Source organism: Kitasatospora sp. NPDC059146 (genome assembly GCF_042786665.1).
Classification (GTDB): Bacteria; Actinomycetota; Actinomycetes; order Streptomycetales; family Streptomycetaceae; genus Kitasatospora.
The window spans coordinates 1-10,334 of the sequence record NZ_JBHZCY010000205.1 but is presented as its reverse complement, the minus strand read 5'-3'; the positions used below and the strand labels follow the sequence as shown (position 1 = coordinate 10,334).

Below are 10,334 nucleotides of genomic sequence, written 5' to 3'. Positions count from 1 at the left end.
TCGTACTGGACGTACTTGGGCGATTCGGGCGTGCGTCCAGGCGGGATGCCCGGCGTCGCGCGCCTGGCAAGATCCGCCGGACAGGCCCTAGCGGGGTTCACCGCTCAGCGGAGCGGTCCGTCGCCCGGCTCCTCCTGGTAGGAGTAGCGCTGCTCGCGCCACGGGTCGGCCTGGTTGTGGTAGCCGCGCTCCTCCCAGAAGCCGCGCCGATCGGCCCGCATGTACTCCACGGCGCGCACCCACTTGGGGCCCTTCCAGGCGTACAGCCGCGGCACCACCAGGCGCACCGGGAAGCCGTGTTCGGCGGTCAGCGCCTCGCCGTTGCGGTGGGTGGCGAGCAGGGTGTGCGGGTCGGCGAAGTCGGCCAGCCGCAGGTTGGCGCTGTAGCCGTACTCGGCCCAGACCATGACGTGGGTGACGCCGGGCGCGGGGGGCACCAGGTCGAGCAGGAGGGCCGCGGGCACGCCCGTCCACTCGTTGCCGAGCATCGAGAACTTGGTGACGCAGTGCAGGTCGGCGACCACGGTGGTGCGCGGCAGGGCGGCGAAGGCGGCGAAGTCCCAGCTGTGCTTCTCGGCCGAGGCGGTGGCCCCGAACACCTGGAGGTCCCAGGTCAGCGGCTTGAAGCGGGGCACCGGCCCGTAGTGCAGGGCGGGCCAGCCGCGCTGCGCGCGCTGTCCCGGGGGGAGGGTCGGGTCAGACGGCGGAAGCGGTTCTCGTTCGGACTGACCCATGTCTCCATGGTGACAGACGGCGGACGAGCCCCGGCGCGCGCCCCTTGGCCCAGGTGCACGCCCCGCCCGTACGGGCCAATGGTCGATCGTGCGCCCTCCACTTATCACCCAAATCGGATATTCCGACACATGTCCTAGTGAGTGTGAACTTACTGGAAATTCCTCCCGATACGGTGCCAGGATGCGCAGCGCAGGACTCACCGCAGGACGTAGCGCAGGGAGGCAGCACCATGCAGGGCGACCCGGAGGTCATCGAGTTCCTCAATGAGCAACTCACGGCCGAGCTCACCGCGATCAACCAGTACTTCCTGCACGCCAAGATGCAGGAGAACTTCGGCTGGACGAAGCTCGCCAAGTACACCCGGCACGAGTCGTTCGACGAGATGAAGCACGCCGAGACGCTCACCGACCGGATCCTGTTCCTGGAGGGGCTGCCCAACTACCAGCGGCTGTTCCACGTCCGGATCGGCCAGACGGTCAAGGAGATGTTCGAGGCGGACCGCCAGGTCGAGGTCGAGGCGATCGACCGGCTCAAGCGCGGGATCGTCGTGATGCGGGCCAAGAACGACGTCACCTCGGCGAACATCTTCGAGTCCATCCTGGCCGACGAGGAGCACCACATCGACTACCTGGACACCCAGCTGGAGCTCCTGGAGAAGCTCGGCGAGGCGCTCTACCTCGCCCAGCTGATCGAGCAGCCGGAGTCCTGAGCCCGACGCCCCGGGCTCGGGCGCGGGCGGCTCAGGCGACCCGCAGCGGGAGTACCGGGGCGACCGGCGCCATCGGCGCGACCGGGGACGGCTTCGCGGCGGCCGGCGCGGGCACGTCCTGGACCTCGGGGTCGGCGAGGCCGAGCTTCGCGGCCAGCCGGGCGGTCGGGCAGGGCCGGGCGCCGTGCTCGCCGAGCAGGGCCTGGATCCGGCGCACGCAGGACCCGCAGTCCGTGCCCGCCTTGCAGCCCTTGGCTATCTGGCGCGGGGTGTTGGCACCGCCGTCGATCGCCTTCTTCACCTGGTCCTCGGTGACCGCATGGCACATGCACACGTACATCGCGGTCTCTCCCGGGGTGAAGCGCCGGCTGGGGCACGGAGTGGATCTTGACTAAGGCTTGCCTTAGTTCACTAAGCCTCACCTTACCTGGCGATCCGGGTACGAAAAAGCCCCTCCGGGCTCGGGAATCCCGAATCCGGAGGGGCCTTCGTCACATCCGCGGGCACATCGGCCCTGGTCAGACCTACTGGCCGCGGTACATCTCCGCCACCAGGAACGCCAGGTCCAGCGACTGGCTGCGGTTGAGTCGCGGGTCGCAGGCCGTCTCGTACCGCTGGTGCAGGTCGTCCACCAGCACCTCGTCGCCGCCGCCGACACACTCGGTGACGTCGTCGCCGGTCAGCTCCACGTGGATGCCGCCCGGGTGGGTACCCAGCGCGCGGTGCACCTCGAAGAAGCCCTTGACCTCGTCCAGGACGTCGTCGAAGCGGCGGGTCTTGTGGCCGCTGGAGGCCTCGAAGGTGTTGCCGTGCATCGGGTCGCAGATCCACACCGGCTTGGCGCCGGAGGCGGTGACCTTCTCCACCAGGGTGGGCAGGTGGTCGCGGACCTTGCCCGCGCCCATCCGGGTGATGAAGGTCAGCCGGCCGGGCTCGCGCTCCGGGTCCAGCTTCTCGATCAGGGTGAGCGCCTCGTCCACCGAGGTGGTCGGGCCGAGCTTGACCCCGATCGGGTTGCGGATCTTGGAGGCGAACTCGATGTGCGCGTGGTCCAGCTGGCGGGTGCGCTCGCCGATCCACACCATGTGGCCGGAGACGTCGTACAGCTCGCCGGTGCGCGAGTCCACGCGGGTCAGCGCGGTCTCGTAGTCGAGCACCAGCGCCTCGTGCGAGGAGAAGAACTCGACGGTCTTGAACTCCTCCGGGGCCACCCCGCAGGCGTTCATGAACGCCAGGGCGTTGTCGATCTCCCGGGCGAGCTGCTCGTAGCGCTGGCCGGCCGGCGAGTTGCGCACGAAGTCCTGGTTCCAGGCGTGCACCTGGCGCAGGTCGGCGTAACCACCGGTGGTGAAGGCGCGCACCAGGTTCAGCGTCGCGGCGGACGCGTTGTACATCCGCTTGAGCCGCTCCGGGTCCGGGATCCGGGACTCGGGGGTGAACTCGAAGCCGTTCACCGAGTCGCCGCGGTAGACCGGCAGGGTCACGCCGTCGCGGGTCTCGGTCGACTTCGAGCGCGGCTTGGAGTACTGGCCGGCGATCCGGCCGACCTTCACGACCGGCACCGAGGCCGCGTACGTCAGCACGGCGGCCATCTGGAGCAGCGTCTTCAGCTTGTTGCGGATGTGCTCCGCCGACACGCCGTCGAAGGCCTCGGCGCAGTCTCCGCCCTGGAGGAGGAAGGCCTCCCCGCGTGCCACGGCGCCGAGCCGGGCGCGCAGCTGGTCGCACTCGCCGGCGAAGACGAGCGGCGGATAGGAGGCGAGCTCAGCAAGGGTCTTGCGCAGAGCCTCTTGGTCCGGCCATTCAGGCTGCTGCGCCGCGGGCAGGGACTGCCAGGAGTGGCCAGTCCTCGTTGTCTCAGTCGTAGCGGTCACACGGCAAGGCTACGGGGTGCCGCGAGCGTTCCGTGACCATTGCCCGATGGGTGAGACACGTCCCGGACATCTCACGTGAGCGGACTCACCCGCACGGCCCCGTCCGCTACGCTCGACCCATGCACGCGCCCCGCAACCACTCCTGGTGGTGGGCCTCCCCCCTGGGTGGCCCACCGATCGCGCGTTCCTAGACGAACACGACGGCCGCCCCTCGGGGCGGCCGTCGTGCTTTTCGAGCAGACGGCCCTCCGGGAGCGGAACCCGCACCGCCCTCGCCCTCCACCCCGGAAGGAAGCCGTACTCGTGACCACCCCCGCCGAGCTGCTCGCCCGCCTCACCGCCCCCGGTGCCCCCGCCTTCGCCCTGCTGCACCGCCGCACCCCCCGGCACGCCCCGGACACCGTCGAGGTGCTGCTGGGCACCGTCGACAGCTACCAGCGCCTGGCCGACCTGCCGGTCCGGACCGGCGTCCCCGCCGCCGGACCGGTCCACGACCTGCTCGCCCTGGTCCCGTACCGGCAGATCCGCGAGCGCGGCTTCGAGGCCCACGACGACGGCACCCCGCTGCAGGCCCTCGCGGTGACCGAGCAGTACGCCCTGCCGCTGGCCGCCTTCACCGCCGCCCTGCCGCAGGAGCCGGTCCGCCTGTCCGGCGGCGCCTTCGACGTGGACGACGAGGCGTACGCGGCGATCGTCCGCCGGGTGATCGACGACGAGATCGGCAACGGCGAGGGCGCCAACTTCGTGATCCGCCGCGACTTCCACGCCACCCTGGAGGACTTCGGGCCGGCCCTCGCCCTCGCGCTGTTCCGTCGGCTGCTGGAGCAGGAGCGCGGCGCGTACTGGACCTTCCTGGTGCACACCGGGGACCGGGTCCTGGTCGGCGCCTCCCCCGAGGTGCACGTCCGGCAGAGCGGCGGCACCGTCGTGATGAACCCGATCTCCGGCACCTACCGCTACCCGGCCGGCGGCTCCGACCCCGACTCGCTGCTGCGCTTCCTCCACGACCCCAAGGAGCTGGAGGAGCTCACCATGGTGGTCGACGAGGAGCTCAAGATGATGTGCACGGTCGGCGACCTCGGCGGCCAGGTGCTCGGCCCCCGGCTCAAGGAGATGTCCCACCTCGCCCACACCGAGTACGAGCTGCGCGGCCGCACCTCGATGGACGTCCGCGAGGTGCTGCGCGAGACGATGTTCGCCGCCACCGTCACCGGCAGCCCGGTGCAGAACGCCACCCGGGTGATCCGCCGCTACGAGCCCACCGGGCGCGGCTACTACTCCGGCGCGCTCGCCCTGATCGGGCGCTCCGCGAGCGGCGGGCAGCTGCTCGACTCGCCGATCTGCATCCGCACCGCCGACATCGACCCGGCCACCGGGCGGCTGGTCGTCCGGGTCGGCGCGACCCTGGTGCGCCACTCCGTCCCCGCGTCCGAGGTCGCCGAGACCCACGCCAAGGCCGCCGGGGTGCTCACCGCGATCGGCGCCCGGCCCGCCCCCGCCCGGCGGCCGCACCCCGGCGGGCCCCGGCTCGCCGACGACCACCGGGTGCAGGCCGCACTGGACTCCCGCCGGGCCGGCCTCGCCCCGTTCTGGCTGCGGATGCAGGCGCCGTCCCGGGTCACCGAGGCCCTGCCGACCCTCGTCGTGGACGGCGAGGACACCTTCACCTCGATGCTCTCCCACCTGCTGACCTCGCTCGGCCACCAGGTCACCGTGGTCCGCTTCGACCGGCCGGGCCTGCGCGAACTGGTCGCGGCGCACCGCGGCCCGCTGGTGCTCGGCCCCGGCCCGGGCGACCCGGCGCTCGCCGACGACCCCAAGATGGCGGTGCTGCGCCCGGTCGTCGCGGACGCCCTGGCCGCCGTCCGCTCCGGCGCCCGGACGGCCCCGCTGCTCGCGGTCTGCCTCAGCCACCAGCTGCTCGCCGCCGAACTCGGGCTCGCCCTGGGCCGCAAGGCCGTCCCCTACCAGGGCGCCCAGGAGAGCATCGACCTGTTCGGCGACCAGCGGACGGTCGGCTTCTACAACACCTTCACGGCGCGCTGCTCGGAGGCCGACGCGGCCCGGCTCGCCGCCGAGGGCGTCGAGGTGGCCCGGGACGCCGCCACCGGCGACGTCCACGCGCTGCGCGGCCCCGGCTTCGCGGGCCTCCAGTTCCACCCGGAGTCGGTGCTCACCCGGGACGGCGTGGGCATCGTCGCCGCCCTGCTGCGGGAGGCCGCGGCCGTCCGGGGCTGAGCGGCCCCGGTCCGGTCCTCGAACTCCCCTCCGCGGGGCGGGAGTTCGAGGACCGGACCTACAGCTCCTCGTCCAGTCCCTGCTCGATCGCGTACCGGACCAGCTCCACCCGGTTGTGCAACTGCAGCTTGCCCAGGGTGTTCTGCACGTGGTTCTGCACCGTCCGGTGCGACAGCACCAGCCGGTCGGCGATCTGCCGGTACGACAGGCCCTTGGCCACCAGCCGCAGCACCTCGGTCTCCCGGGCGGTCAGCTGCGGGACGGCCGGCGCCGAGGACGGGGCCGGTTCGGCGGCCAGCCGGCGGAACTCGCCGAGCACCAGCCCGGCCAGGCCCGGCGTGAACACCGCGTCGCCGACGGCCGTACGGCGCACCGCGTCCAGCAGCTCCTCCCGCCCGGCCGACTTCACCAGGTACCCGGTCGCCCCGGACTTCACCGCCTCCAGCACGTCCTGGTGCTCGCCGCTCGCCGACAGCACCAGCACCCGGACCGCCGGGTCGTGCCCGACCACCTGACGGCACACCTCGGCGCCGGACAGACCGGGCAGGTTGAGGTCCAGCACCACCACCTGCGGCGAACAGGCCCGGGCGCGGCGCACCGCCTCCTCGCCGTCGCCCGCCGTGGCCACCACGTCCAGGCCGGACTCGGCCAGGTCGCGCGAGACGGCGTCCCGCCACATCGGGTGGTCGTCCACCACCATCACCCGGACCGGCCGGTCGGTGGACTGCGGCCCGGCGGCCGGCCGGTCGGTCATCGGTTGGTCGGTCATGGAGAGGCCTTCCTCGGAACGCGCAGTTCGACCTCGACGCCCTCCCCGGGCGCCGAGTACAGCTCGGCCGTGCCGCCGAGGTCCAGCACCCGGCCGCGGATGGACTGGGAGACGCCCAGCCGCCCGGCCCGCTCCGCCTCGCCGAGCCGGCCGGGGGCGTAGCCCGGGCCGTCGTCGCGGATGCTGACCGTGACGGCCTCCGGCTCGTCCTCCACCAGGATCCAGGCCCGGGCCGACTCCCCCGCGTGCTTGCGGACGTTGTCGACGGCCGCCCCGACCGCCGCGGCGAGCTCGCCCGCCGCCGGGCCGGGCAGCAGCACCGGGGTGCCGGGGGCGGAGAGGGTGATCCGCTCGTCGGCGTGGCCGCGTAGCAGTGCCGTCAGGTCGCGTGGCCCGGCCGGGTCGGCCGCTTCGGCCCGGTCCGCCTCCGGCAACCGCTGGGCCGGCAGCGGGCCGCCGGTCATCAGGGCCCGCAGCGCGCGCTCCTGCTCACCGGCGAGGCGGCCCAGCTCGGCGAAGTCGGTGGTGCCGCCGCCGGTACCTCCGCCGCCGCTCCCGCCCAGCTCGGCGCCCCGGCGCTGGACCAGCGCGAGCACCTGGAGCACACCGTCGTGGATGTCCCGGGAGAGCCGCTCGCGCTCCCGGGTGGCCGCCTCGACCTGCAGCGCCCGGGTGAGGGTGGCCTCGCTGGCGCGGGCCAGTTCGATCACGTACCCGATGGCGCAGCCGGCCACCAGCAGCAGCACGATGTTGTGGACGTTGTCGCCGGTCGGGCCGCCGTGGCCGAGGATGTTGGCCACCCCGATCACCGCGCCGGACGCCGCCGCCGGACGCCAGCCGCCCTTGGCGGCGAAGCCGAGGACGGTGCCGGCCGCCCAGATGGTCGGCAGGGTGGGCGCGCCGTGGCTGATCCGGGCCGGGGCGTCGGTCATCCCGCTCATCACGATGCCGGTCACGGCCAGGGCGAGGTCGAAGCCGAGGACGTACCAGGTGCAGCGCTGCGGGTTGGCGAAGGCCCGGGTGCTGGCGAGCGTCCAAAGAATCAGCGCGCCGAAGTAGATCCAGCCCGCGACCGGGTGCAGGAAGTGCAGGTACGAGTTGAAGTACCGGAGCAGGGCGTAGCAGAGGGCCAGCACCCGGAAGTACGAGATCGCCTTCCACAGCGGGAGCTCGACGGACATGCCGCCCGCCGCCACCGCGCCGCCCACCGCGGCACCCGTTCTCGCGCCGTCCGCCATCTCCCGGCCCCTCCCCTGGACCCGACCGGGTCGGTCAGGCCGACCCGGTGCCGTTCTGCTCCTGCTGGTCCTGCTGCCCGGCCTTCCCGGCCTCCGCCGCCTTCCCGGCCTCCGCCGCCTTCTCGGCTTCGGCGGCCTTCTCGGCCTCGGCCTTCTCCGCCTTGGCGGCGGCCCGGCGCTCGGCGTCGGCCTTCTTCTTCTCGTCGGCGATCTGCCGCTTGGCGGCGGTGGCGTAGATGTCCACGTACTCCTGGCCGGAGAGCCGCATGATCTCGTACATCACCTCGTCCGTCACCGAACGGAGGATGAAGCGGTCGTTCTCCATGCCGTGGTAGCGGGAGAAGTCCAGCGGGCGGCCGATCCGGATGCCCGGGCGGATGCCGAAGTTGGGCACCACCTGGCCGGGCGGCTGCACCTTCTCGGTGTCAATCATGGCGACCGGGATGACCGGGGCGCCGGTGGCCAGCGCGACCCGGGCCAGGCCGCCGACCTTGCCGCGGTACAGCTTGCCGTCGGGCGAGCGGGTGCCCTCGGGGTAGACGCCGAACAGCTCGCCGCGGTCCAGCACCGCGATGGCACTGCGGATCGCGGCCTCGCCGGCGCCGCGCACGCCCGAGCGGTCCACCGGCAGCTGGCCGACGCCCTTGAAGAAGGCGGCGGTCAACCGGCCCTTGAGGCCCGGGGTGTTGAAGTACTCGGCCTTCGCGATGAAGGTCACCCGGCGCTTGATCAGCGCGGGGAAGAAGAACGAGTCCGAGAAGGAAAGGTGGTTGCTCGCGATGATCGCCGCACCTTCGGTGGGGATGTTCTCCTCACCCTCGATCCACGGCCGGAAGAAGATCCGAAGCAGTGGCGCGACGATCATCTTCATCAGTCGGTAGAACAACCCGGGCCTCCTGTTATGCGGACCGGTCGATCCTAATGCCCCGCGGCCACCCGCCGTGCCCGGGCCCGCCGTAGGGGGTGTACGTCCCGGCGCGGGGCGTGGGACGATGCGGATTCCTGCAGCTCCCCTCCCAGCGTCCCCTCCCCCAGCGCCACCCGCCCGCGAAGGAGTCCGCCATGCCGCTGCTGCCCGGTGCCGAACCGTACCGCCACCGCGGCGGACCGGTCGGGGTGCTGCTGTGCCACGGGTTCACCGGGTCCCCCCAGTCGCTGCGGCCGTGGGCCGAGGAACTGGCGGCGGCCGGGTTCACCGTCTCGCTCCCGTTGCTGCCGGGCCACGGGACCCGTTGGCAGGACATGCAGGTCACCCGGTGGGAGGACTGGTACGCGACGGTCGAGCGCGAGCTGCTGACCCTCGCCGAGGAGTGCGAGCAGGTGTTCGTCTGCGCGCTGTCGATGGGCGGCGCGCTGGCGCTGCGGCTGGCCGCGCTGCACGGCACGACGGTGTCCGGGCTGGTGCTGGTCAACCCGTCGGTGCGCTCGGACAACCCCGCCGGGGTACTGCTGCCGGTGCTGCGCCACCTCGTCCCGAGCGTCCCGGGGATCGCCAACGACATCCACAAGCCCGGCGCCCGGGAGCTCGGCTACGACCGGACGCCGCTGCACGCCGCCTGGTCGCTGAGCCGGCTGTGGCAGGAGGTCCAGCGGCGGCTGCCCGAGGTGACCCAGCCGGTGCTGCTCTTCCACAGCCCGCAGGACCACGTGGTCTCGCCGGCCAACTCGGAGCTGGTGCTGGCCCGGATATCCTCGACGGACGTGACGGAACGGCTGTGCCAGCGCAGTTTCCACGTCGCGACGCTGGACCACGACGCGGCGGAAATATTCGGGGCGAGCCTGGACTTCATCCGACGGCTGGCTCCCGCGCACGCGACGGGCGCCGACAGGGCCGAATCCGACGATCACCATGGCTGAAGGGCCGGAAGTGCACGAGAGCAGCACGGCGGGCGGCGGGGACGACAAGCCCCGCGAGGACGGCGCGCGGACGGACGGAGCGCGCACCGACGGTGTGCCGAAGGACGCCACCGCCCAGGGGGACGCCGCTGGCGGGGGGAACGCCACCGTCCACGGGGACGGCACGGTCCAGGGCGGCGGCGTCGCCGCGGGCGGCACGGAGGCCGACGGCACCGCGCCGGGGCCCGCCGGGGAGGACACCACGGCAGCGGCGGAGTCCCGCCCGCGCCGCAGCGCCCCCGAACGCAGCCAGGCCGAGCAGGACGCGATCTTCGCGGCCCTGGTCGCCCAGTTCGACGACCCGGTCGACCTCACCAACCCCAACTGGCCCGAGGTCGAGAACCTCCGGGCGCAGAACGAGCTCAAGGGCGGCTACAAGGACGGCTACAAGGACGGCGCCGGCCCCAAGGCCGGCCAGAGCGACCCGGACGAGCTCTCGGACCTCGCCCCGCAGCCGCGCCCCCGCTCCGGCCGCCCCGTCCTCCCCGCCTCCACCTCGGGCCCGCGCGACTTCGAGCTGGCCGAGGACGCCGACGAGGGCCACTTCGTCCCGCCGGAGCCCCCGCCGCTGCCGGCCGCCGACGCCACCGCCAAGTTCGCCTGGCTGGCCGTGCTCGGCGGCCCGGCGCTGCTGCTGATCGACGCGGTGGTGTGGCGGGAGATCTCCGGCTGGCCCGCCTGGGTCGGGGTCACCGCCTTCCTCGGCGGCTTCGTCACCCTGGTCGCCCGGATGAAGGACCGCGACGAGGACGAGCCGGAGGACCCGGACCACGGCGCCGTCGTCTAGGGCCTGTCCGGCGGATCTTGGCAGATCAGCGCGCGGCGTTGGGCGCCCGGCTGGGCGTGCGCCCGAGTCGGCCTCGTACTGGACGTAC

General features: G+C 72.9%; 10 protein-coding genes. 4 read left to right on the top strand and 6 right to left on the bottom strand.

Features of this window, described 5'->3' with window-relative positions; all coding sequences use genetic code 11:
* Window positions 1-104 precede the first annotated feature (104 nt).
* A complete protein-coding gene (locus tag ACFXPX_RS42195; protein WP_380530361.1) occupies window positions 105-734 on the bottom strand; it encodes a sulfite oxidase-like oxidoreductase in 630 nt (209 codons plus the stop codon).
* Between the two features lie 230 nt (window positions 735-964).
* On the opposite strand from ACFXPX_RS42195, the gene bfr reads away from it, so the two are divergent.
* Window positions 965-1,444: a bacterioferritin gene (gene bfr / locus ACFXPX_RS42190; RefSeq protein ID WP_375893260.1), complete on the top strand. Its 480-nt coding sequence runs from the start codon at window positions 965-967 to the stop codon at window positions 1,442-1,444.
* Between the two features lie 31 nt (window positions 1,445-1,475).
* Here bfr and ACFXPX_RS42185 read toward each other — a convergent pair whose 3' ends face one another.
* On the bottom strand, window positions 1,476-1,784 hold the full coding sequence (locus ACFXPX_RS42185) for a bacterioferritin-associated ferredoxin (protein ID WP_375893262.1): 309 nt from the start codon (window positions 1,782-1,784) through the stop codon (window positions 1,476-1,478).
* Between the two features lie 184 nt (window positions 1,785-1,968).
* Window positions 1,969-3,318 carry a class II 3-deoxy-7-phosphoheptulonate synthase gene (locus tag ACFXPX_RS42180; RefSeq protein WP_375893264.1) on the bottom strand — a complete coding sequence of 450 codons (1,350 nt, stop codon included), beginning with the start codon at window positions 3,316-3,318 and terminating at the stop codon, window positions 1,969-1,971.
* A 303-nt stretch (window positions 3,319-3,621) separates the two neighbouring features.
* On the opposite strand from ACFXPX_RS42180, the gene ACFXPX_RS42175 reads away from it, so the two are divergent.
* Window positions 3,622-5,556 carry an anthranilate synthase family protein gene (locus ACFXPX_RS42175; protein WP_380644974.1) on the top strand — a complete coding sequence of 645 codons (1,935 nt, stop codon included), beginning with the start codon at window positions 3,622-3,624 and terminating at the stop codon, window positions 5,554-5,556.
* Between the two features lie 58 nt (window positions 5,557-5,614).
* On the opposite strand, the gene ACFXPX_RS42170 is transcribed toward ACFXPX_RS42175, so the two are convergent.
* The 3 genes from ACFXPX_RS42170 to ACFXPX_RS42160 are packed head-to-tail and all read right to left on the bottom strand — an operon-like array spanning window position 5,615 to window position 8,449.
* Window positions 5,615-6,325, bottom strand: coding sequence for a response regulator (locus ACFXPX_RS42170; RefSeq protein WP_375893267.1), 711 nt, complete (start codon window positions 6,323-6,325; stop codon window positions 5,615-5,617).
* Window positions 6,322-7,563, bottom strand: coding sequence for a MacS family sensor histidine kinase (macS, locus tag ACFXPX_RS42165; RefSeq protein WP_375893269.1), 1,242 nt, complete (start codon window positions 7,561-7,563; stop codon window positions 6,322-6,324). Before macS ends, ACFXPX_RS42170 begins: the two co-directional genes overlap by 4 nt.
* A gap of 34 nt (window positions 7,564-7,597) precedes the next feature.
* A complete protein-coding gene (locus ACFXPX_RS42160) occupies window positions 7,598-8,449 on the bottom strand; it encodes a lysophospholipid acyltransferase family protein (RefSeq protein WP_380644973.1) in 852 nt (283 codons plus the stop codon).
* Between the two features lie 176 nt (window positions 8,450-8,625).
* On the opposite strand from ACFXPX_RS42160, the gene ACFXPX_RS42155 reads away from it, so the two are divergent.
* Both ACFXPX_RS42155 and ACFXPX_RS42150 read left to right on the top strand, forming a co-directional pair.
* Complete coding sequence (locus tag ACFXPX_RS42155; RefSeq protein WP_380593190.1) at window positions 8,626-9,420, top strand: alpha/beta hydrolase; 795 nt, start codon at window positions 8,626-8,628, stop codon at window positions 9,418-9,420.
* 10 nt (window positions 9,421-9,430) lie between these two features.
* Window positions 9,431-10,246, top strand: a complete 816-nt coding sequence (locus tag ACFXPX_RS42150; protein WP_380644972.1) for a hypothetical protein — start codon at window positions 9,431-9,433, stop codon at window positions 10,244-10,246.
* Window positions 10,247-10,334 lie beyond the last annotated feature (88 nt).